At 56.5% G+C, this 26,916-nt stretch carries 18 protein-coding genes and 1 pseudogene; 12 read left to right on the plus strand and 7 right to left on the minus strand.

Annotated features, from left to right (window positions below):
• The first annotated feature begins 1 nt into the window (after nucleotide 1).
• A complete protein-coding gene (gene gatA, locus BED41_RS06850) occupies nucleotides 2-1,477 on the plus strand; it encodes an Asp-tRNA(Asn)/Glu-tRNA(Gln) amidotransferase subunit GatA (protein ID WP_066744320.1) in 1,476 nt (491 codons plus the stop codon).
• A 1-nt stretch (nucleotide 1,478) separates the two neighbouring features.
• Entirely contained in the window at nucleotides 1,479-2,936 is a 1,458-nt protein-coding gene (gene gatB / locus BED41_RS06855; RefSeq protein ID WP_066744322.1) for an Asp-tRNA(Asn)/Glu-tRNA(Gln) amidotransferase subunit GatB, read from the plus strand.
• Nucleotides 2,937-3,052: 116 nt separating this feature from the next.
• Here gatB and BED41_RS06860 read toward each other — a convergent pair whose 3' ends face one another.
• Nucleotides 3,053-3,322, minus strand: coding sequence for a hypothetical protein (locus tag BED41_RS06860; RefSeq protein WP_066744324.1), 270 nt, complete (start codon nucleotides 3,320-3,322; stop codon nucleotides 3,053-3,055).
• Nucleotides 3,323-3,455: 133 nt separating this feature from the next.
• On the opposite strand from BED41_RS06860, the gene BED41_RS06865 reads away from it, so the two are divergent.
• Nucleotides 3,456-3,857: an endonuclease domain-containing protein gene (locus tag BED41_RS06865; RefSeq protein ID WP_229712415.1), complete on the plus strand. Its 402-nt coding sequence runs from the start codon at nucleotides 3,456-3,458 to the stop codon at nucleotides 3,855-3,857.
• Between the two features lie 331 nt (nucleotides 3,858-4,188).
• Here BED41_RS06865 and BED41_RS06870 read toward each other — a convergent pair.
• Both BED41_RS06870 and BED41_RS06875 read right to left on the minus strand, forming a co-directional pair.
• Nucleotides 4,189-5,288, minus strand: a pseudogene (locus BED41_RS06870) (DNA alkylation repair protein).
• A 321-nt stretch (nucleotides 5,289-5,609) separates the two neighbouring features.
• Nucleotides 5,610-7,511 (minus strand): Ig-like domain-containing protein, encoded by a 1,902-nt coding sequence (locus tag BED41_RS06875; protein ID WP_066744330.1) that lies wholly within the window; start codon nucleotides 7,509-7,511, stop codon nucleotides 5,610-5,612.
• 340 nt (nucleotides 7,512-7,851) lie between these two features.
• Here BED41_RS06875 and fusA point away from each other — a divergent pair, with 340 nt between their 5' ends.
• The 3 genes from fusA (at nucleotide 7,852) to BED41_RS06890 (ending at nucleotide 12,002) form a co-directional block, all read left to right on the plus strand.
• Nucleotides 7,852-9,939 carry an elongation factor G gene (gene fusA / locus BED41_RS06880; protein WP_066744331.1) on the plus strand — a complete coding sequence of 696 codons (2,088 nt, stop codon included), beginning with the start codon at nucleotides 7,852-7,854 and terminating at the stop codon, nucleotides 9,937-9,939.
• A 70-nt stretch (nucleotides 9,940-10,009) separates the two neighbouring features.
• Nucleotides 10,010-11,176 carry an MFS transporter gene (locus BED41_RS06885; RefSeq protein ID WP_066744332.1) on the plus strand — a complete coding sequence of 389 codons (1,167 nt, stop codon included), beginning with the start codon at nucleotides 10,010-10,012 and terminating at the stop codon, nucleotides 11,174-11,176.
• A 118-nt stretch (nucleotides 11,177-11,294) separates the two neighbouring features.
• Nucleotides 11,295-12,002 carry a B3/B4 domain-containing protein gene (locus BED41_RS06890; RefSeq protein WP_066744334.1) on the plus strand — a complete coding sequence of 236 codons (708 nt, stop codon included), beginning with the start codon at nucleotides 11,295-11,297 and terminating at the stop codon, nucleotides 12,000-12,002.
• Nucleotides 12,003-12,193: 191 nt separating this feature from the next.
• Here BED41_RS06890 and BED41_RS06895 read toward each other — a convergent pair whose 3' ends face one another.
• The 4 genes from BED41_RS06895 to clpB form a co-directional block, all read right to left on the minus strand.
• Nucleotides 12,194-12,727, minus strand: a complete 534-nt coding sequence (locus tag BED41_RS06895) for a DNA-deoxyinosine glycosylase (RefSeq protein ID WP_066744336.1) — start codon at nucleotides 12,725-12,727, stop codon at nucleotides 12,194-12,196.
• A 45-nt stretch (nucleotides 12,728-12,772) separates the two neighbouring features.
• Complete coding sequence (locus BED41_RS06900; protein ID WP_066744337.1) at nucleotides 12,773-14,257, minus strand: SEL1-like repeat protein; 1,485 nt, start codon at nucleotides 14,255-14,257, stop codon at nucleotides 12,773-12,775.
• 199 nt (nucleotides 14,258-14,456) lie between these two features.
• Entirely contained in the window at nucleotides 14,457-16,331 is a 1,875-nt protein-coding gene (gene htpG, locus BED41_RS06905; protein ID WP_066744339.1) for a molecular chaperone HtpG, read from the minus strand.
• A 94-nt stretch (nucleotides 16,332-16,425) separates the two neighbouring features.
• Nucleotides 16,426-19,050 carry an ATP-dependent chaperone ClpB gene (clpB, locus tag BED41_RS06910; RefSeq protein WP_066749067.1) on the minus strand — a complete coding sequence of 875 codons (2,625 nt, stop codon included), beginning with the start codon at nucleotides 19,048-19,050 and terminating at the stop codon, nucleotides 16,426-16,428.
• Nucleotides 19,051-19,398: 348 nt separating this feature from the next.
• Here clpB and BED41_RS06915 point away from each other — a divergent pair, with 348 nt between their 5' ends.
• The 6 genes from BED41_RS06915 to ftsH all read left to right on the plus strand — a co-directional run bounded on the left by BED41_RS06915 (nucleotide 19,399) and on the right by ftsH (nucleotide 26,818).
• The gene (locus tag BED41_RS06915; protein WP_034442600.1) at nucleotides 19,399-19,602 is read left to right on the plus strand and encodes a cold-shock protein; all 204 of its coding nucleotides are present in this window, start codon (nucleotides 19,399-19,401) and stop codon (nucleotides 19,600-19,602) included.
• A 283-nt stretch (nucleotides 19,603-19,885) separates the two neighbouring features.
• Nucleotides 19,886-22,435 (plus strand): Lon protease family protein, encoded by a 2,550-nt coding sequence (locus tag BED41_RS06920; protein ID WP_066744341.1) that lies wholly within the window; start codon nucleotides 19,886-19,888, stop codon nucleotides 22,433-22,435.
• A complete protein-coding gene (locus BED41_RS06925; RefSeq protein WP_066744343.1) occupies nucleotides 22,435-23,127 on the plus strand; it encodes an endonuclease III domain-containing protein in 693 nt (230 codons plus the stop codon). Before BED41_RS06920 ends, BED41_RS06925 begins: the two co-directional genes overlap by 1 nt.
• On the plus strand, nucleotides 23,117-24,148 hold the full coding sequence (gene tilS, locus BED41_RS06930; RefSeq protein WP_066744349.1) for a tRNA lysidine(34) synthetase TilS: 1,032 nt from the start codon (nucleotides 23,117-23,119) through the stop codon (nucleotides 24,146-24,148). The genes BED41_RS06925 and tilS overlap by 11 nt, the downstream gene beginning before the upstream one ends.
• A 69-nt stretch (nucleotides 24,149-24,217) precedes the next feature.
• Complete coding sequence (hpt, locus tag BED41_RS06935; RefSeq protein ID WP_066744351.1) at nucleotides 24,218-24,754, plus strand: hypoxanthine phosphoribosyltransferase; 537 nt, start codon at nucleotides 24,218-24,220, stop codon at nucleotides 24,752-24,754.
• A gap of 72 nt (nucleotides 24,755-24,826) precedes the next feature.
• A complete protein-coding gene (gene ftsH, locus BED41_RS06940) occupies nucleotides 24,827-26,818 on the plus strand; it encodes an ATP-dependent zinc metalloprotease FtsH (protein WP_066744353.1) in 1,992 nt (663 codons plus the stop codon).
• Nucleotides 26,819-26,916: the final 98 nt, after the last annotated feature.

Consider the following 26,916-nt stretch of genomic DNA (forward strand, 5'->3'; position numbering starts at 1 on the left):
CATGGAATTCCACAAACTTTCCGCGCGGGAGATAGCCGCGGGCGTCAAAGAAAAAAAATTCACCGCCGAAGAGGTGACGCGCGCCGCCATCGAACGCATCAAAAAATATGATAAAAAATACAACTCGCTCGTCGCCGTATGCGAAGAGCGGGCCGTCGCCGACGCGAAAAAGATAGACGAAATGATCGCGCGCGGCGAAGATCCCGGCGTTCTCGCGGGCGTTCCCTTCGCCGTTAAAGACAACTTCTGCACAGACGGCATCGAAACCACCTGCTGCAGCAAAATGCTCAAAGGCTGGGTGCCGCACTATGACGCCACCGCCGTAAAAAACATGAAAGAGGCGGGGGCCGTCCTCGTCGGCAAAGCCAACATGGACGAATTCGCGATGGGCAGCACCACCGAAAGCTCTATCTTCGGGCCGACCCTTAACCCGCGCGACATCACGCGCGTTCCCGGCGGCAGCTCCGGCGGCAGCGCGGCGGCCGTCGCGGCGGGATTCGTCCCCGTGGCCCTCGGCAGCGACACCGGCGGCTCCGTGCGCCAGCCCGCCGCCTTCTGCGGCGTACAGGGCATGAAACCCTCATACGGGCAGATCAGCCGCTTCGGCATCGTCGCCTACGCCTCCTCGCTCGACCAGGTGGGGCCGCTGACGAGAAACATCGGCGACATGGCCCTCCTCATGGATGTGCTCGCAAAAGAGGACGCCAACGACACCACCTGCGACGCCTACGAGCGTCCCTCATTCACGGAGGCCGTCGGCAGCGCCTCGCTCGCCGGCAAAAAGGTGGCGATCCTCACCGGCTTCGACCGTGAAAGCGTGGACCGTCCGCTTGTCGAGGCCATAGACCGCGCCGCCGCGATATGCCGCGAGGCGGGGGCCGAGATCATCGAGGCGAAACTGCCCATCACGATGGAACATACCGTCGCCTGCTACTACATGGTGGCGCTCGGCGACGCTAGCTCCAAGCTCGCCTGCTACGACGGCATGCGCTACGGCCACCACGCCGACGGCAAAAACCTCTCCGAAATGTACAAAAAGAGCCGCATGGAGGGCTTCGGCGAAGAGGTGCGCAGACGCATCCTCGTCGGCACCTGCATCCTCACGCGCGGTTACTACGAAAACTACTTCGTGCCCGCGACAAAGGTGCGCCAGCTCATCTCCGACGAATTCAAGGAGCTTTTCAAAGAGGCCGACCTTCTCATCTGCCCGATCTCCCCGGCGCTCGCCTACAAACGCGGCCTCGGCGAAAAAGATCCCGTGAGAATGTACCTGGGAGACGTATTCACCACCATCGCCAACCTTGCCGGGCTGCCGAGCGTCAGCCTCAGCCTCGGATTCACGCCCGAGGGACTGCCGACCAACGTCCAGCTTCTCGCGCCGCGCTTCGGCGACGCGGAGCTTCTGTCCTACGCCTCCATCATCGAAAAAACGGCGGGCGCTCCGGCGGCGGCCGAGATCATGGAAGGAGAGTGCTAAGATGAAAAGACAGGTCGTTATCGGACTTGAAATACACCTCCAGCTAAAGACAAAGACAAAACTCTTCTGCAGCTGCTCCACGGACTACATCGGCGCGACGCCGAACACCAACGTCTGCCCGATCTGCCTCGCCGTGCCCGGCACGCTGCCGGTCATCAACGACCACGCGGTGGACCTCGCGGTAAAAATGGGGCTTGGCCTCCACTGCGACATCCAGGACAACACGCGCTTCCACCGTAAACACTACTTCTACGCCGACCTGCCGAAGGCCTACCAGATCACGCAGTACGAACACGCCATTGCCCAGGGCGGATACCTTGACATCATCGCCGACGGCAAACCGAAGCGGGTACACCTCGACCACCTGCACCTTGAAGAGGACGCGGGCAAACTCGTGCATCCGACTTCCGACGGCCGCCTCTCTGGTGCAGCCTACTCATTAGTCGACTACAACCGCGGCGGCATGCCCCTCTCCGAGATCGTCTCGATGCCCGATATGAACTCGCCGGCGGAGGCTATCGCCTACGTCACCCAGATACGCCAGCTCGCGCGTTACCTCGGGGCCTCTGACGGAGAGATGGAATCAGGCTCGCTGCGCGTGGACGTCAACGTCTCCCTCTCGAACCCCGACGGTTCGCTGGGAACCCGCGTAGAGCTGAAAAACATCAACTCCCTAAAATCGATCGAACGCGCCCTCGAATACGAGATCGCGCGCCAGAACCGCGTGCTTGACGAGGGCGGCAAACTAGTGCAGGAGACGCGCCTCTGGGACGACGCGGCGGGCGTCACGCGCTCCATGCGCAGCAAAGAGGGCGCGCGCGACTACCGTTACTACGTGGAGATGGACCTCGCGCCGATCGACGCGAAGCCGGAATATGTCGAAAAAATACGCGCCAGCCTACCGGAAATGCCCTGGGACAGGCGCGACCGCTTCGTCTCGCAGTACGGCCTCAGCCTTGAAGAGAGCCAGCAGATCACCGAACAGCGGGAGATGGCCGACTACTACGAAGAGATGGTCGCCGCGGGCGCGCCCGCCGCGAAGGTCGCCAACTGGGCCCGCATGGAGGTACAGCGGCTGCTGCGCGAAGAGGGCCTGGACATCACCGCCTTCCCCGTTCCCGCGAAAGAGCTGGGCTCGCTGATCGCGAAGGTCGAGAAAAAAGAGCTCTCCAACACGCAGGCCAAAGACGTGCTCGCCGCGATGTACGGCGAAAAACTTACGCTTGAGGCAGCACTGAAAAAATGCGGCGCGGCGGGCGGACGGCTGACGGGCGAGGCGCTCAAAGCGGTAATTGAAAAGGTATTCGCCGCCGAACCGGAGGCCGTCGAGACCATAAAGAGGGGTGCCGATAAAAAGGGCGCGAAGGTAAAATTCCTTCAGGGGCTCGTAATGCGCGAGACCCGCGGCAGCGCCGACCCCGCCGAGGTGGCGAGGGCTCTCTCTGAACTCCTTCACTAAGGGAAATCGGCGTTTATAAGCACGATTTGCGTCATAAAACGGGAGCTCCGAATCCTCACCGTATGAAGATACGGTTCCGGTATCGGAGCCCCCATTTTATTTAGCAACTCGCACTTCTAAACGCCGATTTCCTTCGGATGGGAAAAGAGGTAAACAGCGATTTGGCTTTTGACTTTGCCCTTGTCGCCTCCCTCTCCGAGGGAGGTGTCGGCCGCCTGTTTTTGGCGGCTGACGGAAGGAGTGTTGCTCTTTTTGGCGCGGTTCCCGCGCCAAAAAGAGCCCGCGGCAAAGGCCGCGGGAGAACCGAAGGTCAACTCTCCCTCACCCCGCTTCGCGGGGAGCTCCCTCGGAGAGGGCGCCAAAATCTTTGATAGACCGCCGTTCATCTTTTATCCTATCCGAGGTGGTTTTCGATCTCTTAATTTTGACCTTACCTCTGCAGACTTATCAGACTGTGGTATGCTTACTGCAGATTAGATTTTATCAATAACTGCTGATGTGGAAGGGGATTATGTATTCGTGCGATACGATAAAAAAATCATTCCTCTTGCCCGGGGGCTGCGCCGTAATATGACTCCGGAGGAGCGTCATCTTTGGTACGATTTTCTCGCAAAATATCCCGTGCGTTTCCAGCGTCAGAAGGTCATCGACCGCTACATAGCAGATTTTTATTGTTTTGAGGCCGCCTTAGTCGTAGAAATAGACGGCGGACAGCACTACTGCGGCGGCAGTCCGGATTATGACCAGCGGCGGACGGAATGTTTCGGAAAGCTGGGGGTAGAGGTGATGCGTTTTACCAATCCCGAGGTCCGGCGATCTTTTAACCGTGTATGCTGTGAAATAGACAGCCGTATCGTGCGTAAGCTTGCCAAGGATATCCCCGAACCGCCCGGATTTCTACGCGAGCTGACCGATAGCTGAACTGCGGCTACGCTTTGATAAGGGGCGTCAGCCGCGCCAAGCAGAGCAACACTCCTTCCGTCTCGCCGCAAAAGCGGCGGCGATCCACCTTTGATGTAACTACCAGCCGAATCGCACAAATCAGAAGAACTCTGATTTGGCTCCCTGGCCGCCTCAGAGAGGAAGGCTTTAAGAAAAAATCGCCGTTTATCATCGATAGGACCGAAGATAAACCGCTGTTTATCAAAGATTTTGGGCTCCCTCATTGAGGGAGCTGGCTCGGCGATGTTTTTCGCCGAGACTGAGGGAGAGTTGACCTTAGCTTCTCTCGCATCGGGCTGCCGCGGGGAGGTTATTTCGCGGAGAGCTCGAAATCCAGCGTGCCGCGCTCGGCGCCGTTTACGATGAGCGTGAGCGAATGGGGGCCGGGGTAGTGTTTTCTTGTACTTGTGTCCGCAAACGAATGAGTTTTGTGTAGGGCCTTCTTGTGTTGTCCTTCAAAGAAAGTTCGGATATCTGGAATATTTTGCGGCTTCGGCCGCCGTTTGCCTTCACATAATCAACGCCATATTCCAGCCGCACCCTGGCCGCTTTCTTTGTCTCGACGACAAAGGAAAAGGTCACTTTACCTCCAATGGGGACGGAGGCGGCGTCCAGCGCGAAGCCGTCAATATCCACGGAGCCGCCGTCAGCAAAGCCGAAGAGGTCAAGCAGATCCCTGTCGCCCTTTTTCAGAAGCGTCCGGCATCCGTGCTTTACGATCCAGTCGGTACGCCCCTCTTTTCCGTACCAATCCCACGCGGTCTTTACGACCAGAGCGGGATGAGTTTTGGAGATATCGTTCAGGTTGTTGGCTACGCTTTTACGGACATAGGGCGAGGGGTCGGCTTTAAGCCGCTCCAAAATACAGAGAACCGGCGTCGGGTCCTCTTTGAAACGGGTCAGCGCCTGTCCCCAGGGCAGCTGCGGGCGGCAGCCCTCGCTGGCCAGCCGCCGGACATGTTCGTTCTCATGTGCCGTCCAGAGAGCCATCTGCGCCATCATGCGCTCTTCATGCTCGATGATAAACGGCCTCACGGCGAACTCGGAGGATGACAATGGGGTATACCTTTCCAGCGCGGACATCGAGAGCTCCCAATGGCGCTCATCCCGCCCGTAGACTTCGACAAAATCAGGAAAATACATGAGGGCGAAGTCGTTGAACCCCGCGGGATAACCGGCGGCGACCCTGTCAATGACGCCAAGCGCCCGTTCGTAATCGGCGGGCAGATACCTTCCTAAATTCAGCGTAATCTGCCGCATACGGGCCTTCAGCTCTAGGCTGGCCCAGCTGTTGTCCATAATGCCGTTTACAAAATCATTGACCTGGAATGAATGATCTACGGCCCTGATACGCAACGCCAGCTCGCGGACGGATTCGCGGTTATATCTGTTTTTTAGAAGTTCCGGCATATGTTTTCTCCTTTCAGCGCAGCAAACGCGTGAAAGCCGCCGCCCGGCGGCGCGTGCCGTGTTATATTTTTAGTATGCTTTACCCGTCAAAGGTGAACAAAGATAACCTGATTTTCCCTATCTTAACGGCGGCGCGCGGAAATGTCAAAAGGCTCATCTCGTCTCATTGCGTCTCATTACTTTATGCCGCCGTCATAACCGTTTCTGTCATCGGCGCGCGGGCCGGGGTATGGCGAAGGCGCGGCAATGGAAAGGGCGACAGTTTTCGCCGTCGCCCTTTTCGTTGTCTTTTATGTATATGTACTTTATCTTATTTTGTCGTTAGCTTTTCTTTTTCCGCAGCAGGAGCGGTATCAGCGCGAAGAGAGCCAGCGCGCCTACGCCCGCGGCGCAGCCGTTTCCGCCGCTGTGGCGGTTGGCGACGGTCACCTTGGCCGCCGCGTCGTGTTTTCCGTCCGCCGTCATGGCGGTGATCGTGGCCTCACCAACGGCGAGGGCTTTCACGTTGCCTTCATTGTCCACCGCGGCGATTTTCTCATTGCTGCTGTGCCAGTTTATGGTTTGATCCGCGGCCCCTTCCGCCGTGACGGTGGCGGTGAATTTGCCGCTTGCTCCAACCCGGAGATTCATCTTTTCGGGGGAGAGCGTTATCCCGCCCAGCGTGCGGCGGGCCGAGACATAGATAGTCAGGGAGAGCGGCACAGGATCGACAGAGGGGGCGAGGCTATTATTGAAGTCCGTCGTGTAGAGGTCAGCCGATACGCAGAGGGCGGAGGTTCCCTCTTTGAGGCTGGTGAGCGTTATTTCGCCCTTTTCTTCGTTGACTTTGGCGGAGATTTTCTCGGAGTCGGGGGGTACGGTGATGTTTTTCACATATTTGCCGAATGCCGCTTGTTTTCCGGGTAGGGCGTTTAGGGTGATCTTCGCCGTATCTCCGGTTCTGAGCGTGATGTTCATGTGGTCGGCGATGAGCGCGACGACGACGCTTTCGTTTATTTCGGTTTGGTCGAGGCTGACGGGCTCGGGGGCGGGGGTGACGTCGCTGCTTCCTACGCCTTTATTATTTTCCTGTGAATAGAGCCAGCCGCAGTTTGATATCTTGGCTTCTTTCCCACACGTTCCCACAACGCCGCCGGCGCTTGCCGTGCCGTCGCCCTTTGTGTTTGTGACATTGCCGCCGACGCTGACGCAGTTTGATAGCGTGCCTTTCTCGTGCCATCCAACGACGCCGCCGGCGATTTGGGACGCGTCTATTGGGTAGCTGGAGACGTCGCCGTAGTTGACGCAGTTTGATGTTGTGTTGGTTGGAAATATGGTGTATCCCACGACGCCGCCGGCGTATCGGCTGCCGGATACAGTCTTGTAGTTAACGCAGTTTGTTATCTTGCCGCCGTTGTTTTTCCCCGCAATGCCGCCGCTGTTTTCAGCTGAGTTGGAGCCGTAGACGTCGCCGTCGTTGACGCAGTTTGATGTTGTGCTGTAATAGCCGTTGACTCCCACGATGCCGCCGCCCGCTTGGGTGACTGTGACGTTGCCGCGGTTAACGCAGTTTGATATCATGCCTGTAAGGGGGTTGCTGCCGTTGACTCCCGCGATACCGCCGGTGTCGCCAACGGTGCTGGCGACTGCGCCGTAGTTGACGCAGTTTGATATCGTGCCGACGTTCTGTCCCGCGATGCCGCCGGCGCGGTGTCCGGTAGTACCAGGCATATCTATATTTATATTGCCGCTGACGGTTAGTCCCGTTACCATGCCGTCGACGCCAATGTGGCCGAAGAATCCATTGGCATGGCTGCCTAGCTTCGTTATCTTGTAGCCGCCGACGGTATGGCCCGCGCCGTCGAAGGTGCCGCGGTAATTGGGCACTCCAACACTCTGAACAGTAGTCGGCTTGTGGCCGTCGCCGATGGAGATCCATTCCTCCGGCTCCCCGTCAGTGGAGAGGTCGATATCGGCGGTGAGGCGCGCGTCGGCGGAGATTAATTCTTCGCTGTTTACGCGGTCGCGGAATTCGCGGAGGTCCGCCGGGGTGGCGATGAGGTAGACGCCGTCAACGTCCTGCGTCAGCGCGTCGGCCCTGCCGGGCGCGGCGAGGGGGGAGAGGGCCAGGAGCGAGAGCAGGAGAAGTACCGGCAGGATGCTCAGGCGGACCCCGCTGAACTTAATACGGGGGGGGGTATTCGAGTTGGGTGTTACGGCGTGCTGACTGTTGTGCGGCGACATGTGTATCGCCCTCCTTTTTTGGTTTTTCTCGGTACGTAAAGTATGAAATAAATAACAGGTAAAAATACTTAACTACATAACAATACAGTTTCCGCGCTTTCTTTGTCAAGCGTTTATCTGATTTTTCGCGCCAATGTCGGATCGGGCGGCCGCGCCGCGCGGCCTGCGCACGGGTGCGCGGCGCGGCCGGGAAGGGGGCGGAGCGGTCTCTTTTTCGGGGGGCGCGCGCCGCCGCCGAAAGCTCTTTTTTCTTGACGTAACCTAACATTACAAGTATCATCAATGGGGCAAATGCGATAACCTTATATGAAGCTTCAACAGCAAAGAAGGAGTGAAGGTAATGGGGACACGTAAACCGGAAGACATTCGCAGTATCGCACTCATTTCACACGGAGGCGCGGGGAAGACCACACTTAACGAGGCTTTTCTCTTTGATGCGGGGCTGATCTCGCGCATGGGCAGGGTCGAAGATAAGAATACCGTTTCCGACTTTGACTCGGAGGAGCAGAAGCGCGGCATTTCTATCAGCACTTCGCTTTCCACGATTCCATATAAGAATAAGACCTTATATATACTGGATACGCCGGGCTTCGCCGATTTCGTCGGCGAGCAGCGCAGCGCGATGCGCGTCGCGGACGGCGCCCTCGTCCTTGTGAACGCCACCTCCGGCGTTGAGGTGCAGACGCAGAGCGTATGGGACTTCGCAGAGACCTTTGAGACGCCCGCAATATTTTTCGTCAGCAAACTTGACCGGGAAAATACCGACTTTGACAATGTCGTAGCAGATATACAGGAAAATATTTCCGACCGCGCGGTGCCGTTATACCTGCCGATCGGCAGCCAGCTTGAATTCAAAGGTGTGGTAAACGTCCTCACCGGAAAGTCATATATGTACAAGGGCGACGGCAGCAGCGAGTATACGGAGGGCGACGTGCCCGCCGATATGGCCGACGCCGTGGCCGCGGCCCGCGAGACGCTGGTGGAGCGCGCCGTGGAGGCCGACGACGAGCTGATGATGCGCTATCTCGACGGAGAAGAGCTCTCTACGGAGGAGTTGCTCGGCGTCCTGCGCAAGGCGGTCTGCGCCCGTTCGATTTATCCGATCATCCCCGGCTCGGGCTCGGCCAATATCGCCGTGCCGCAGCTGATGGATATGATTGTGGAGTATATGCCCTCGCCGAAGGATATGCTGCGCCGCGCGGCGCTGAAGGGCGAAGAGGTGGTCAATATCCCGCCCGATGAGAACGGCCCCTTCCTCGCCTTCGTCTTTAAGGTGATGGTCGACCCCTATGTGGGCAAGCTCTCGTTCGTGAAGGTCTTCTCAGGACATCTCACAAGCGACCAGACGATTTATAACGTCACGGAGGACCAGGAGGAGCGTATCAGCTCTTTCCGCTTCATGAAGGGCAAGGAGAGCACGGAGGGCAAGGAGATCGTCCTCGGTGATATCGTCGCCATTCCGAAGCTGGAGAGCACGATCGCCGGAGATACGCTCGGCGTCAAGGGCGAGGTGCTGCAGTTCCGCCCGATAAAGTTCCCGAAGCCGGTCTACAGCGTGGCGGTTTTCCCGAAGAGCCGCGCCGACGAGGACAAGCTCGGCAACGCGATCACGAAGATGCTCAAGGAGGACCGCACCCTTTCGTTCGTGAAGAACCCGGAGACGAACGACGCGGTGCTTTCCGGCATGGGCGATATGCACCTCGATATTATGCTCTCGAAGATCAAGGAGCGCTATAAGGTGGATCTCGATACCCGCACGCCGAAGGTGCCCTACCGCGAGACGATAAAGAAGAAGGCCAGCGCCCAGGGCAAGCATAAGAAGCAGTCCGGCGGACGCGGCCAGTACGGCGACGTCTGGTTTGAGCTTGCGCCGCTCGATAAGAACGCGGGCATCGAGTTCATCGACAGGGTGGTCGGCGGCGTGGTGCCGAAGAACTATATCCCCGCGGCGGAGAAGGGGCTCCGCGAGGCGGCGGCGCGCGGATTCCTCGCGGGTTATCCGGCGACGGACTTCTCCTGCGCGATCTTCGACGGCTCGTATCACGACGTCGACTCTTCGGAGATGGCCTTTAAGATAGCGGCCTCGATCGCCTTCAAGAAGTGTATGGAGCAGGCGAACCCGATTCTTATGGAGCCGGTGATGAATGTCGAGGTCACGGTGCCCGAGGAGTGTCTCGGAGACGTCATGGGCGACTTCAACAGTCGCCGCGGACGCATCATGGGCATCGACAGCGAGGGCAAGCTCCAGATAGTGAAGGCCCAGTGCCCGCTCTCGGAGATGTTCCGCTACGCGATCATCCTGCGCTCGATGACTTCGGGACGCGGCTCCTTCTCGATGGAGTACAGCCACTATGAAGAGGTCCCCGGCGATATCGCGAAGAAGGTCATCGAACAGGCGGCCCAGGAGCGCAAAGAAGAGGAAGAGTAGACTCGGTTTACGAAGTGTTTCAGGCGCCCTCTTGCGGAGGGCGCCTTTTTTGGAGGCAGGAGGAGAGAATATGAAGGACAACCGCCAGATATTTCTGATTTTCCTGGCATATTACGGCATCACCTGCGTCACGAATATTTATTTCCTGTTCGGCCCCTTTTATGAGCGGATGGGGGCCTCTCCCCAGGCCGTAGGGCTTTTTCTGAGTATCTTTTATATGGTCATGCTGCTCTGCCGTCCCCTCGGCAGCGTGGTGATGGAGCGGCTTGATATCCGGCGTTCGCTGATCGGCAGTTCGCTTTTTTGCGTCGCGATGGCGGCGGGGATCGCCCTCTCGCTGAATAGTCCGCTTCTGCTGCTCTTTTTCCGCGCGATGCTCGGCGTCAGCGTCAGCGTTTTTGTGGTGGCGACGGTGGCGGCGCAGTCTATATTGCTGGACGAGAGGTCGCGCGGCATCGGCTTCGCGCTCTTTACCACCGGTTCGATGCTGCCGCTGGCGACGGTCGTTCCCGTGAGCGAATGGCTGCTGCATCATAATTTCAACGAGCTTTATATCTGGTTTCCCGCGCTGACGGCGCTGGCCTGCGCGGCGGTGAGCTGCTTTGTGAAGGACCTCAGCTATTCGGGCAAGGCCGAGAGGCGGTGGGGGCGTTATTCCGATCTCTTTAAGGTCAAGGGAGTCAAGGTGCTGCTCTTTACCGCCGCCACGATGTCGCTGGCCGACGCGATGACGATCTCCATGGCCTCGCTCGCGAACGCGAGGTCGGTCTCCGTCTCTTATTTTATGATCGCCAGCGCCGCCGCGGCGGTGCTCATCCGCACGGTCGGTTTCCGGCTGATCGCGGGCATCCCGCGCGTGAGGCTCGCCGCGCCCGCGGCGGCGCTGATGGGATTCGCGCTGCTGGGGTTGTCTTTCAGCTCGACCGCTTTGATGTTCGTCCTCTTCGGGCTCTTTTTCGGCGTCGGGATCGGGATCGGCTTTCCCACGGATCTCGCGCTTGTCGGCGATATGCTGCCCGCCGCCTATCATCCGAAGGCTACGGGGCTTGTGCTGCTCGTCATCGACTCCGGCTGGATGGTAAGCCCACTCGTTTACGGCTGTTTCTCCCCCTATCTGGGGGTCAGCAACACCTTCCGCGTCATGGGCCTAGCGGTCTTCGCGGCGGCTTCGATGCTCTATCTGCGCTACTGGCTGCCGGTCGCGCAGGGTAAGCTGAAGATAGGCGGCGAGTGTTGAAGAGAGGCCGTCGGCGGCTTATCTCTTATGCCGTCGGCGGGCGGAATATGTCATTGGTTTGAGCGAAAAATGATTTGATAGGATTTAACAGAGTGTTATTTGAGAGGAGAATGACGCCGTGGATTTTTCTATCGAAGCCGGTATTTTTGATTATTTTCCTGGTATGAGGCTGGTCGTCGCGGCGGCCGAGGGGATGTCGGTCCCGACCGACAGCGAGCCGGTGGCGGCCTTTCTCCGCGAGGGCTGGCGGAACGCCGCCGCGGCCTCCAGGGCCTACGGCAACCCGCAGTCGCACCCCTTTATCAAGCCGTGGGGCGAGCGGATGAAGGGGGCCGGAGCGCCGCGAAAGGATTTTCCCAGCTCGATAGAGGCCCTGACGCGGCGCGCGGGGAAGAGCGAGAGCCCCTTCAGCATCCACCCCTTCGTCGATTTTTATAACGCGGTCTCGCTCAGTTATCTGGTTCCCGCGGGAGGCTTTGACATTGACGCGCTGCGGGAGGGGCTTGCGCTGCGTCTTTCCCGTCAGGGCGACTCTTTTACGGCGCTGGACGGAGAGGCGGGCGTCGATATCCCGCCCGGCGAGGTGAGCTACGCCGACGGCGGCATGATCGTTACGCGGCACTTCGTCTGGAAGCAGTCGCGGCACGCTATCATCACGCCGGAGAGTAGAAATATCTTTTTTGTCTCGGAGATACTCGGAGAACTGCCGCAGGATACTGCCCAGAATGTGCTTGACGCTTTAACGGAGGGGCTGCGGCGCTTTTTCAGCGCCGAGGTGCGCGGCGATATTCTGGACGCCGGCCACCGCTCGATGCGGATAAGATAACTGAACGGCCAATAAAAAAACTCCCCCGTACCTGTGCGGAGCGGGGGAGTTTTTTATTGGCTTTCGTATTGATGCTTCTGCCCTTATGTGTTTGCCAAAAATAGTGCATAAAAGTATTAAAAAGACATATGTAGACCAAATCCGCGTCGATATTTCTTATGCAGATGTTTTGTACACCTATTTATAAATTTTTATACGAGTCGAAGGTCCGCGAATGCTACTCTCCATTCATTAATTTTTTTTTCACGTGTAAGATGTGTGTTTTTTCCACTGGTCGAGTTAAGGACTATATGCGATATGCCAAGATTTGTGAATATCTTGTTGAAGTAGCTGTATTGTTTTTTGAAGTCATGTTTTCCTTTTTCAAAAACACTACATTTACCATTAAAAATAACTTTTTTGATAGTCCTGTATTTATTCAGTAGCGACTCTATATCGGCCAGAGTATAGCCTCTTGTCTCCTTATTCGTGGAACCGTTTCTTTCTGCTTGGGCAAAAATAGTCCATAACGCTAATTTATGCTTTTGAAGGAACATTTTTTTATCGTTATAATCTTGTCTAACAGGATTCATGTCCCATACCCCATATAACACATCCCAGAAAGCATTATTAGGGTCACTATAATATTCGCCTTTGGCCAGTGAAATATTGCCGGGGAATAATCCCAATACTAAAATCTCAGAATCATAAAAAATTAAAGGTTCAAGTCCTTGTTGTAATGCCATAAAGTTCCCTCCTTCTATTTTAGAAGTTTTGCTTTTATTATTTAATTATAAATCCAATTCATATTCCATCCATGTAGGGAAACCTGCATTAGGGCGAAATTCATCATTTATTGTATGAAAAACTTGGATTGGCCAATATTGACCTCTTTTGTCACTCCATTTAACATAAAAATATACCTTGATTTTTGCTACTCCATGCAGGACCGTTTCGTAATAGCCTTTAAGCGAAATGACCTCAAAGCCATTAAGATCTTTTCTTTCATATTTCCATTTCGCTTGTTTTAACGTATTATCCGCCAATTCTCCCAAAGACGCACCGTTATCAGAAAATCTGGTGTTTTTTAAATTCTTTATAATCATTTCTTGAAGCTCTTTATCCGGAGGTAGTTTTGCCAACTCATTTATTGCTGTCTGATTATTTTTATCTTTGTCCAGCGCCGCTTTGTACCATCTTCTTGCTTCATCATAATCTTGAGGAACACCATAACCATGGTGATACATGCGCCCAATATTATTCATAGCGTACACATTACCAGCGTCAGCTGCCTTTTTATACCACTTCATGGCATTTTTATAGTCTCGCGTGACACCTTCCCCGTTGTTGTACATGATTCCAATGTTATTCATGGCGTTGTCATTACCAATGTTAGCTGCCTTTTTATACCACTTCATGGCATTTTTATAGTCTCGCGTGACACCTTCCCCGTTTTTGTACATGATTCCAATGTTATTCATAGCGTTGGCATTACCGGCGTCAGCTGCCTTTTTATACCACTTCATGGCATTTTTATAGTCTTGCGTGATACCTGCCCCATTGTTGTACATGATTCCAATATTATTCATAGCGTTGGCATTACCGGCGTCAGCTGCCTTTTTATACCACTTCATGGCATTTTTATAGTCTTGCGTGACACCTTCCCCGTTGTTGTACATAAAGCCTATGCCGAACATAGCGTCACTATTACCGGCATCTGCAGCTTTCTTGAACCACTTCATGGCATTTTTATAGTCTTGTGTGACACCTTCCCCGTTGTTGTACATGAGGCCTATACCGAACATAGCGTCACTATTACCGGCATCTGCAGCTTTCTTGAACCACTTCATGCTTTCTTGATAATCTTGTGGCATGCCATCTCCATTTTTGTACATGTTCCCCAAAATATACATGGCAATGACATCGCCTTCATTCGTTGCTCTTGCAAAGAGTTCCAAGGCTTTCATGTGGTATATTGCATCAGCATTACCGGCTTCTACTGCTTTCTTGAACCACTTTAAAGCTTCTTCATAATTCTGAGATATTCCCTCCCCTTTTTCGTACATAGTCCCCAAGTCATACATAGCATTAGCGTCACCATCATTAGCTACTTTTTTAAAGATCTTGAAAGCTCTGTAATAGTCTCCATTTCCGTATAGAGAAACCGCTTTTTCATACGAGGTGTTCTTAGAATCTTGTGTAAAAAAGAATATGGAAACAAAAAAGCATAATACAAAAACTATTGCAAAGATTGTTTTTTTTACGTCGAGCCTCATCAGCTTCACCTCATTTTTTGGTAATCCATGGAAATTATAGCATTGGTTTATTTTTTATGGATTGATAAAAAATACGAGGATAGCTCTATAATTTGGAGATGCCATAACAAACAACAAGCACTGCCTATCTCTTGTCTTTATTGATTTATGAAGAGTTAGTTGCTATATGTGCTTGTTGTCTGTTATGTATTCAGTCCGTTTATTTCTCCAACAGTTTGCTGACGAGGTTCGTGAACTGCTGTCCGTCGGGCACCGGCTCGCCGTCGGCGATCGAGGCGAGGCCCATGAGCAGGTGCGACCAGTCTTCGGCGTTGAAGTTTTCTTTCTCCGACTCGTCGGCGATCTTTTTGATGAGGGCGTTGTCGGGGTTGATCTCCATGACGCGCTTTTCCTCGGGGACCTCCTGTCCCATCGAGCGGAAGAGGTTCCTCATCTGCGGCGATATCTCCTCGCCCTTCTGCACGAAGCAGACCGGCGAATCCACGAGGCGGTCGGAGACTTTGACGTCTTCCACGAGCGAGCCGAGCGCATCTTTAAGCTTTTTCACGAGGCCGCTCTTTTCGATCTCGGAGTCTTTTTTCTCCTCTTTTTCCCCCTCCGGCAGCATGAGGTTTTCGGCGGCGGCGGAGACGAAGTCGTATTTGTCGAATTTACGCGCGTGGTTTACCCATATCTCGTCCACGGGGTCGCCGAGGAGCAGCACTTTGATGCCTTTCTTTTTGAAGGCCTCGAGTTTCGGGGAGTTTTTAAGGTTTTTGAGCGACGAACCGGCGAGGTAGTATATTTTGTCCTGGCCCGCGGGCATGTTGATGAGGTAATCTTCGAGCGTCGTCTTGTCGCCCTCCGAGACGTCGAAGAGGCAGAGTTTCATGATATCCTCGCGGTGGCGCAGATCGGAGATGATGCCCTCTTTAAGGACGACGCCGAAGGTCTGCCAGAACTTGTTGTAGCTGTCGGGCTGGTCCTTCCGCATCTTGTGCAGGGTGTCGAGGATCTTCTTTACGAGGCTGTTCTTGATCTGCGCCGTCTGGCGGTCCTGCTGGAGCATCTCGCGCGAGACGTTGAGCGAGAGGTCCTCGGAGTCCACGACGCCCTTGATGAAGCGCATGTATTCGGGGATCAGATCTTTGCAGTCGTTCATGATGAATACGCGGCGGATGTAGAGCTGTACCCCGTGTTTGCCGTCCTGGTAGAAGAGGTCCATCGGCGGGCGCGAGGGGATGAAGAGCAGCGCGCGGAATTCGCTCGTGCCCTCCGCCTTGTAGTAGATGCGCTCGAGCGGGTTTTCCCAGTCGTGCGAGATGTGGCGGTAGAAGTCGTTGAACTCGTCGTCGCTGATATCCTTCTGCGGGCGCGTCCAGAGGGCCTTCATCGAGTTGACGGGCTCCTCTTTTTCATCCTCTTTCTTTTCTTTCTCAACGTCGGTGAGGTAGATCGGATAGGTGACGAAATCGGAGTATTCTTTGATGATGCCGCGCAGCGTCCACTCCGAGAGGTAATCCTTCGTGATGTCGTGGTCGTCGCCCGACTGCTCCTCCTTTTTCATGTGGAGGGTGATTGAGCTTCCGTGGCCCGCGCGGCTGCCGCCGTCGATCGTGTAGGTGCCGTCGCCGGTCGATTCCCACTTCCAGCTTTCGCTGCCTCCGGCCTTCAGCGTCTCGACGGTGACGCGGTCGGCGGCGATAAAGCTGGAGTAGAAGCCAACGCCAAACTGCCCTATGAGGTCGCTGTTCGCGCCGTTTTTGGCCTCCTGCATCGCGCGGATGAATTCGCCGGTGCCGCTGCGCGCGATTGTGCCGAGGTATGAGACGAGGTCGTCCCTGTCCATGCCGATGCCGTTGTCGGAGATGGTGAGCGTCCCCGCCTTTTTGTCTATCGTGATGTCGATGCGTCCGTTTTTCGCGTATTCGGCGAGCTCCGGATGGCTCAGGCTCTCTATGCGCAGTTTGTCGATCGCGTCGGAGGCGTTCGATATCAGTTCGCGCACGAAGATGTCGGGGTTTGAGTAGACGGAGTTAATCATTAACTCCAGAACCTGTTTAGCCTCGCTTTGGAATTCCATTTTTTCAGCCATAACTTTTCCTCCTTAATGATAATACGTTGGATATTATAAATAAAAACCGGGCTTTTTACACCCGGTTTATCTTCCTGCTGGATACCGGCTTCTATCAGTCGGTTTTGTGGTTCTCGAACCGCATGTCGATCGCCCCGTCTTTTTCGACGACGTGGATCGTGCCGCCGTCGCGGATGTCTCCCGCGATGATGGCGCGCGCGATACGCGTCTCGAGGGCCTTCTGGACGTAACGCTTGAGCGGACGCGCCCCGTAGATGGGGTCGTAGCCGTTTTTCGCGCAGACGTCGAGGGCTCCGTCGGTAAGTTCGAGGCTGATATTGCGGTCATGCAGCCTCAGTTCGAGCTGTCTGAGGATGAGGCGCACTATCTGGCGGATGTCTTTCAGCGTCAGCGGTTTGAAGCAGATCATCTCGTCCACGCGGTTGAGGAATTCGGGGCGGAATTTGGTGCGCATAAGCCCCATGACCTCTTCCACCGCGCCCTCGGCGAGTTTGCCGTCGTCGTCCATGCCGTCGATCAGTATCTGCGCGCCGATGTTGCTGGTCATGATGATGACGCAGTTTTTGAAGTTCACCGTGCGCCCGTGGCTGTCCGTCACGCGTCCGTCGTCGAGGATCTGCAGCATGATGTTGAATACGTCGGGGTGCGCCTTCTCTATCTCGTCAAAGAGCACCACGGAGTATGGATGGCGGCGCACCGCCTCGGTGAGCTGTCCGCCCTCCTCGTAGCCGATGTATCCCGGAGGCGCTCCCACAAGGCGGGAGACGGAGTGCTTTTCCATGTATTCCGACATGTCGATGCGCACGATGTTGTCCTCGGAGTCAAAGAGCGATTCCGCGAGGGCCCTCGCCAGCTCCGTTTTTCCGACGCCGGTGGGACCGAGGAAGATGAAGGAGCCTATCGGGCGCTTCGGGTCTTTGATGCCGGAGCGCGCGCGCAGGACGGCGTCGGCCACCAGATTGACGGCCTCGTCCTGTCCGACGACGCGCTCGTGGAGCACCGCGTCGAGGTGGAGCAGTTTCTCGCGCTCTCCCTCTACGAGGCGCGTGACGGGGATGCCGGTCCATTTAGCGACGATCTCGGCGATCTCCTCTTCGGTGACCTCTTCGCGCAGCAGTTTCGGACCGCCGCCCTCGATGCCGCTGAGGTTTTCCTCCTCTATCTTGAGGTCGCCCTCAAGTTTGTTGAGGGTGCCGTAACGGAGCTGGGCGGCGAGGTTGAGGTCGTAATTACGCTCCGCCTCGTCTATCTGGTGGCGCACCTTTTCGATCTCTTCGCGCATCGAGCGTATTTTGACGATGTTCTCTTTTTCTACCTCATACTGCGCCCGCAGGGTGTTGGCGTGCTCCTTGGCGTCGGCGAGCTCTTTCTGGAGGGCGTCGAGCCGTTCTTTGCTCGCCTTGTCTTTTTCGAGCTTCAGCGCCGCCTCTTCGATCTCCAGCTGCATTACGCGGCGGTTGACCGAGTCGAGGTCCGTCGGCAGGGAATCGATGTCTGTGCGTATCATCGCGCAGGCTTCGTCGATAAGGTCGATGGCCTTGTCGGGCAGGAAGCGGTCCGTGATGTAGCGGTTTGAGAGCGTCGCCGCCGCGACGAGCGCGCTGTCCTGAATCCTTACGCCGTGGTGCACCTGGAAGCGCTCTTTGAGGCCGCGCAGGATGGATACCGTGTCCTCGACGCTCGGCGGCTCCACGATGACGGGCTGGAAGCGCCGTTCAAGGGCGGCGTCCTTCTCGATGTACTGGCGGTATTCCTCAAGCGTCGTCGCGCCGATGCAGTGCAGTTCTCCGCGCGCCAGCAGCGGCTTGAGCATGTTGCCCGCGTCGAGCGCGCCGTCGGTCTTGCCCGCCCCCACAATGGTATGCAGCTCGTCGATGAAGAGGATGATGCGTCCCTCGCTCTTTTTCACCTCGTCGAGGACGGCCTTCAGGCGTTCCTCAAATTCACCGCGGAATTTGGCGCCCGCGATGAGGGAGCCCATGTCGAGCGCGAAGATGATGCGGTCCTTGAGGTTTTCCGGCACGTCCCCGCGCATGATGCGGATCGCTAGCCCCTCGGCGATGGCCGTCTTGCCGACGCCCGGCTCGCCGATGAGCACGGGGTTGTTCTTCGTCTTGCGGCTCAGTATGCGGATGGTGCGGCGTATCTCCTCGTCACGCCCGATGACGGGGTCGAGCTTGTTTTCACGCGCCGCCTTCACGAGGTCGCGCCCGTATTTCTCCAGCGCGTCGTAGGTGTCCTCGGGGTTGTCGCTGGTGACGCGCTGGTTGCCGCGCACCTCGGAGAGGGTCTTGAGGAATTTTTCGGGGGTGATGCCGAAGGTCTCAAAGATCCTGCCGAGAGGGGCGCCCTTTGTCTCGTAGAGTATTGCGAGGAAGAGGTGTTCGACGGAGATGTATTCGTCCTTTAGCCCGTTGGCTTCGTCCTCAGCCCTGACAAGGATTTTGGAGAGGCGCTGGGAGACGTATATCTTGCCCGTCTCCTGTCCCGCCCCCGATACGCGCGGTTTTTTGTTGAGCTCGTTTTCGATGGCGCCGGCGAGGCTCTCCACCGGGATGTTCATTTTGTCGAAGAGACGCGGGATGAGCCCGTTCTCCTGCCGCAGCAGAGCGAGCGCGAGATTTTCGGCGTCCACCTCCTGATGTCCGTGGCGGACGGCGATATTCTGCGCCTCGTAGAAGGCCTCCTGCGATTTCTGTGTCAGTTTATTCATATCCATATCTATCATATCCCTCCTGGGAATAATATTTAACCAATACTGATGTTACGGAGATATTATAGTACATCAATTAACATCAAACAATAGTTTTAACGGTACTTTTATGAGAAATTTTTCTAGGCATTTTCCACAGAAGAATAAATCGTCTATTTTTAAACTATAATTGCATTCTCTAAATATTACTTAGTTTATGATTCGTTGGTTCAGAAATATTGCTTAGCTTTATGAAAAATCGCTAAATAAGCTGAAAATTAAGTAAATGACCTTGACAAGCTGTGCATAAAAGTATAAGGTATGAAAGTCGGCACAAGCCGATGCCATAAATATTTCCTGTTGGGAGGCAACACCTTGAAAAGCAACGGCACAGTAAAATGGTTTAACGCAACGAAGGGTTATGGATTCATCACAACTGACGAAGGCAACGATGTATTTGTCCACTTCAGCGCTATCCAGGGCGACGGTTTCAAAACACTTGACGAGGGTCAGAAAGTAAGCTTCGAGATTACCCAGGGCAGCAAGGGTCCCCAGGCTTCCGACGTAGAGAAAATCTAACTCCAGCAGTATTTCTTTATATCATATCAATATTTTATATAAGAAATCGAGATTGAAAAGAGGACAGCTTTGGTTGTTCTCTTTATTTTTGTCCGTACCTTTTTATAAATACCGCAAAATTTTTTGCCGTAGAGGCTCGATGAGAAAATTTCCCTTTGACTAATATTAACATTTGTTATAGATTAGGTATGTTGTGGTGCCTGCGCCGCAGGAGCCTGCCTTTGGCGGGCCGCGGGCGGGCATTTCTTTGAACATAAAACCGAAAACGATCAGGAGGAGCTTAATGTCTCTCATAAAGGATAAACAACTTTCCGCCGACAGACTTCGCCGTTCGGCCGACCTGGAGGCCCTTGGCTTTAAAACGACAAAGGGGCTGGATAAGCTCACGGGGCTGATCGGGCAGGAGCGCGCCGTGCGTTCCGTCGGCTTTGGCCTCTCGGTGCAGAGCAAGGGGTATAACATTTTTATGGTCGGCGAGCCGGGATGCGGCCGCACCACCTACGCGCTGGAGGAGCTGAAACGCGCCGCCGCCGATATGCCCGCGCCGGACGACTGGGTGTATGTCTATAATTTCGACGACCCGAGTCTGCCGCTGGCGATAAATCTGCCCGCCGGCAAGGGGCGCGATCTTGCGAAGGACGCCGAGGACGCGATCGAGGATATCAAGACGGCGCTCGCGAAGGCCTTCGACAACAACGAATTCGAGGATAACAAGGCGCAGCTGGTGAAGTCCTTCCAGGACGAGGTCAACGCGATTATGGAGGAGCTGCGGAAGTGGGCGGAATCGAAGGATTTCGCGATCAAGCGCACGCCGCAGGGCTTTGTCAATCTGCCGCTGATAATGGCGCCGCCGCTGCCCTCAAACGAAGAGGGACAGGGCGAAGCCGAGAAAAAGGACGAAGAGGGAGAAAAACAGCTCGTCCGCCGCGAGATGCAGCAGGAGGAGTTTGAAAAGCTCTCTGAGACGGAGCAGGAGGCGCTGCAGAAGGTCTCCGAGGAGATTTCGCAGAAGACGCTGGAGAAGCTGCGTCTCATCCGCGAGCGGGAAAAGGAGCTCAAGGAGAAGATCAAGGAGCTGGAGAGCCAGATCTGCCGGGTGGCGATCGCGCCCATCCTTACGGAGCTGCGCGGCAAGCACATGCCCAACGAGAAGCTCGCGAAGTGGCTCGACGAGCTCACGGAGGATCTTATCGCCAATTTCAACGTATTCCTCGCCGCCGTGCGCGACGACGCCGCCGAGGTAGACTTCTCCCGCTATGAGGTGAACGCCTTCGTCTCCAATAATCCGAACGACGGCGCTCCCGTGATCTGCGAGACGAACCCCATTTACTATAACCTCGTAGGCAAGGTGGATTATGAAAACCGGCAGGGGAATCTTTATACGGATTTCCGCCGCATCACCCCCGGCGCGATGCACCGCGCGAACGGCGGCTTCCTGCTGCTGGACGCCGACGAGCTGCTGCGCCAGTTTATGTCCTGGGATGTGCTGAAGCGAGTCCTGCGCTACCGTGAGCTCTCGATAGAGAATCTCGGCGAGCAGCTCGGTTATATACCGGTATCCTCGCTGCGTCCGGAGCCGATACCGATTGATATGAAGGTGGTGATCGTAGGCACCCCCTACCTTTACTATCTGCTCAATATATATGACCCCGAGTTCCAGAAGGTTTTTAAGATAAAGGCCGAGTTTGACTCGGAGATGCCGCGCACCGCCGAGAGCGAGTATCAGATCGCGCAGTTTATCGCGGGCTTCGTCGCGCGCGAGGGCCGGCTCAACTTTACCGCGGCCGCCGTCGGCGAGGTCATCGAATGGGCCTCGCGTCTCGCGGAGGACCGGAACAAGCTTTCGACGCAGCTTAATAAGATCGCCGAGATCCTGGTCGAGTCGACGGCCTGCGCGAAGGCCGGCGGCAAGAAGCTCGTCGGCGTCGACCATGTGCGCAAGGCCCTTGAGGAGAAGGTCTTCCGCGCCGATATGTGGGAGGACAAGGTTCTTGAGGAGTACCGCAAGGGCGTCATCCGCATCGACACCGAGGGCGAGGTCGTAGGCCAGATAAACGGCCTCACCGTCTCGCAGCTGATAGACCATTCTTTCGGCTCGCCGGTTCGCATAACCGCCAACGTATTTATGGGGGCGGAGGGCGTCGTCAACATCGAACGCGAGGTGAGCATGACCGGCCCGATACACAACAAGGGGCTGATGATACTCACGAGCTATCTCGGACGGATGTACGCGCGGGAATTCCCGCTCTCCGTCAGCGCCCGTATCGCCTTTGAGCAGACCTACGGCGGGATCGAGGGCGACAGCGCCTCGTCCACGGAGCTTTACTGCCTGATATCGGCGATCGCCGGTATCCCGCTCAGTCAGGGGATCGCGGTCACCGGCTCCGTCGACCAGATGGGATTCATTCAGCCGATCGGCGGCGTCAACGAGAAGATAGAGGGCTTTTTCCGCTACTGCAAGGCGCGCGGCCTCACGGGAAAGCAGGGGGTGATCATTCCCGTGCAGAACGAGCAGCATCTCATGCTGAACCATGAGGTGACGGAGGCGGTGAGGAAAAACAGGTTCCATATATGGAGCATTTCGACCATAGACGAGGGGATAGAGATACTTACGGGCATCCCCGCGGGAAAAATGGACGAGAAGGGGCAGTATCCGAAGAAGAGCGTCCACGGGCGCGTGCAGGCGGCCCTTGAGGGCTGGCTTGAGCGCTCTTTCCGTTACAAGAAGGTCATGACGGACCGTGTCGACCCGCCCAAAAAGCGGGGAAAGAAGAAGACGGAGCCGGCGGAGAGCAAGGACAAAGAGGCTCCGGAGGCGAAAGAGGCGGAATAATGGCTGTCATCCACCATGTACAGGAGATACTCGACGGTTTGGAGGCGCTCTACGGCAACGAGGCGCGCCCCGCGTCCGACTTCTGGTATGAGGAGCCGCTTGACGACCTGATATTGACGATACTTTCGCAGAATACCAACGATAAGCTGCGCGACAAGGCCTTCGCGAAGATGAAGGCCACCTATTCCTCCTGGGACGAGGTGGCGCAGGCCGACCTTGAGGAGCTTAAGGAGGTGCTGCGCATCGCGGGGATGAGCAGCACGAAGCCCGCCCGTATCCAACAGATATTGGCGGCGGTGAAGGAGCGGTTCGGCGGTTATACGCTGAAGGAGCTCCGCAGCTGGCGGCAGCCGGAGGTGCGCGAGTACCTGACCTCGCTGCCGGGCGTGGGACCCAAGACCTCGGCGATCGTCGAATGCTTCGACCTCGGGCTGCCGGGATTTCCCGTCGATACGCATATCACGCGGCTCAGCAAGCGCTTCGGCTGGGCCGACGAGAAGAATCCGCCGGATAAGATACAGGCGCGGCTCGAGGAGGCGCTGCCGCAGGAGCGTTTTCGCGGCGGCCACCTGAATTTCCTCGAACACGGCCGCGGCATATGCAGCGCGCGAAAGCCAGACTGCGCCCGCTGTACGCTCGCGGCGTGGTGCGATTACGGAAAGAGGGCGGCGGAGGCCGCCGATGGATTATAGGCGAAAGTTTCTCGCCGCCGCCTCGCGTCAGGGGTGGGCGGAGGCCTCCGGCATCGTCTGCGCCCTTTCGGGCGGCGGCGATTCCGTGGCGATGCTTTGGCTGCTGAAAAATTTTTTTAAAGGGCGTCTGGCGGCGGCGCATCTCGATCATTGTACCCGGGATGGCGGCTCGCATGAGGACGCCATATTTGTGCGGGAGCTCTGCGAGAGCTGGGGGATAGAGTGCGCCGTCAAGGTCACTGACGTCCACCACTGCCGCGAGAGCGGAGAGTCCTTTGAAATGGCGGGGCGGCGCGCGCGCTACGAACATTTTTATGAGACGGCGGCGCGGCTTGGACTGCCATATATCGCCGTCGGCCACAACTCCGACGACGTGGTGGAGACCCAGCTGATGAACCTCGCGCGCGGCAGCGGGCTTGCCGGGCTGCGGGGGATACCGGAGGTGCGCGGCAATATCGTGCGCCCGGTGATAGACTTCAGCCGCGAAGAGCTGCGGCGGATACTGCGGGAAAACGGCGTCTCCTGGCGCGACGATTTCACCAACGACGAATCGGATTACACCCGCAACAAGGTGCGAAACATACTCATCCCCTGGATAAAGGAGAACCTCAACTCCGGTTTTGAGGGCGTGATGCTCGGCCTCGCGAAGCAGGTGAGCGCCGAGGTGGAGGCCAAGGAGAGCGCGGCGCGCGGGGAGATATCGAAGATCGCCTTTAATCAGCCGCCGGCGCTTGCCGCCTGGCGGACTTGCGGGCTTAAAGAGCTGCCGGAGCTTACCCTTGCCGAGATGCTCCGCCTTCAGGGAGCGGAGCTTTCGCTGCCCGCGCTCTCACGCGCGCGCACGAACGAGCTCGCGGGACTTGTGAGACGCGGCGGATGCTGGCGTTTCCAGTGGGCGCGCGATATCGAGGTCTGCTATTCGGAACGCGGTATCGGCTGGCTTCACCGGGCCGATATAAAGGCGGGTAAAATTTTTAGCAAAAATACCTGCGAAAATAGGCTTCCATGGTGGGCGAGATAATACGAAATATGATATTATTCTTAATTGTTTGTAAGCTGCAATTTATTGCCCTAAAGGGAGTGCTCAATTTTGGAGTATAGAATAGGCAGAGTATTGCTTTCGGAAGAGGAGCTCCGCAGGAAGGTAAAGGAGCTCGGGTCAAGGATACGCGAGGACTATAAGGGAAAGAAGGTCGTCTTCGTCTGTGTTCTCAAAGGGGCCGTGATATTTTTTTCCGACCTTGTACGCGAGATAGGGCCGGACGTCGACGCCCAGCTTGATTTCCTTGCCATATCATCCTACGGCGTCTCTACCAAGAGCAGCGGCGTGGTCAAGATCCAGAAGGATCTGAGCACGGATATCCACGGCAAGCATGTGATAATAGTTGAAGATATACTTGACACGGGACTTTCGCTTTCGTACATCGGCAAGCTTCTGCGCGAGCGCGGACCCGAGTCGCTTGAGATCTGCGTGCTGCTTGACAAGGCCGAGCGCCGTACACAGCATGTGGATGTCAAATATACCGGCTTTACCATTCCCGATGAGTTTGTCATCGGTTACGGCTTGGACTACGCGGGACAGTTCCGCCACCTTCCGGCCGTGCATATCGCCGAGCCCCTGGACTGACGGAGGGCGCGGGCGGTTTTATTTTTGAAAAGAAGAGGAACGCATAGAAATAGAAAGCGAGGATAATGGATATTGAAGAAAATTTCTAAAAATGTGGGGATGTATATCGTCCTCATTGTATTGGTAGTCAGCCTGGTCAATGTATTCCTGGGCCCTGACAGCGCTAAAAAAACGACACAGAACGAAGTGATGCCCTACAGCACCTTCCTGAGCGAGGTAAACAGCGGCAACGTGACGAAGGTCAAGATCGACCACGAGCAGCTTATCGGCACGCTGAAGTCCGGCAAGCAGTTCACGACCTATATCCTCGACGCGGCGACGCTTCCCTCGATAGTGGCGGAGAAGGGCGTCGAGGTCGAGGTCGTGCCGCCGCCGAAGAATTCGTGGCTCACGGCGCTTCTGACGTCGCTCCTGCCGACGCTTCTTCTGATCGGCGTCTGGATATACTTCATCTATAACATGCAGGGCGGCGGCAGCAAGGTGATGGGCTTTGCGAAGAGCAAGGCCAAGCTGTTCCTTGACAACCGTCCGAAGGTGACCTTCGCCGACGTCGCGGGCTGCGACGAGTCGAAGGAGGAGCTTGAAGAGGTCGTACAGTTCCTTAAAGACCCCGCGAAGTTTACAAAGCTCGGCGCCAAGGTGCCGCGCGGCGTGCTTCTGCTCGGCGCTCCGGGAACGGGAAAGACCCTTCTCTCCCGCGCGGTGGCCGGCGAGGCCGACGTTCCCTTTTTCAGCATCAGCGGCTCGGACTTTGTGGAGATGTTCGTCGGCGTCGGCGCGGCGCGCGTCCGCGACCTCTTTGAACAGGCCCGCAAGTATCAGCCCTGCATAATATTCATCGACGAAATAGACGCCGTCGGACGTCACCGCGGCGCAGGACTCGGTGGAGGCCATGACGAGCGCGAACAGACGCTGAACCAGCTGCTTGTCGAAATGGACGGTTTTGAGGCCGGATCGGGGATAATCCTCATCGCCGCGACCAACAGGCCCGATATTCTCGACCCCGCGCTGCTGCGTCCGGGACGCTTTGACCGCCAGGTGGTGGTGGACCGTCCCGACGTCAACGGACGCCGCGATATTCTCAAGGTCCATCTTCGCGATATGAAGATAGAGCACGACGTCGATCTCGACGTCATCGCGCGCCGTACGCCGGGCTTTGTCGGCGCCGACCTGGCCAACCTCGTCAACGAGGCGGCGCTGCTCGCGGCGCGGCGCGATAAGGAAATGCTCGGCATGCCGGAATTTGAAGAGGCTATCGACCGCGTCATGGCGGGGCCGGAGCGCAAGAGCCGCATAATCAGCAAGAAAGAGCGCGAAATAATCGCCTACCACGAGGCGGGACACGCCCTCGTCGCGGCGAAGATAAAGGGTTCGGACCCGGTACACAAGATCTCGATCATCCCGCGCGGGCATATGGCGCTCGGCTATACGCTCCAGCTTCCCGAGGAGGACAGGTTCCTCATCTCGCGTCAGGAGCTCGCGGATAAGATCTGCGTCCTGCTCGGCGGACGCGTAGCCGAATCTATCTGCTTCGGCGATGTGACGACGGGCGCCTCCAACGACCTCGAGCGCGCCACCCAGATCGCGCGCCAGATGGTGACGCAGTTCGGCATGAGCGACAAGCTGGGGCTGGTGACGCTTGGCCGCAAGCAGCACGAGGTATTCCTCGGCCATGATATCGTCGACGACCGCAACTACAGCGAAGAGGTCGCCCATACGATAGACCTTGAGATCCGCGCGATTGTCGACGGCAGCATGAACAAGGCAAAGGAGATACTCACGGAGAACCGCGAACGGCTGGAAGAGATCACGCGTCTGCTGCTTGAGAAGGAGATACTCGAGGGCGACGAGCTTGACGAGCTTCTCGGATATCCGAAAAAGGAACATCCAGGCGAGAGCGCCGCGGAGGATAAACCGCAGGACGGCGGGGATAAGCCGGAAGACAAGGGAAAGGAAAATGAGGACGGCGATGCTCCGGACGCCGAAGCGGTCATTCATCAGGTGCCCGACATCGAGGAGGCCGATTCGGGGAACTTCAACGCCCCGATAGACGAAGAGAGATAAGACCGGTCAGCGAGCCGCCCGCACGGGCGGCTCGTTTTTTATATGCGCAGACGGCGCGCCTCGCAGCCGCCAGTCCAATATGTCTTTGTGGAAACAAT

Source organism: Cloacibacillus porcorum (genome assembly GCF_001701045.1).
Classification (GTDB): Bacteria; Synergistota; Synergistia; order Synergistales; family Synergistaceae; genus Cloacibacillus; species Cloacibacillus porcorum.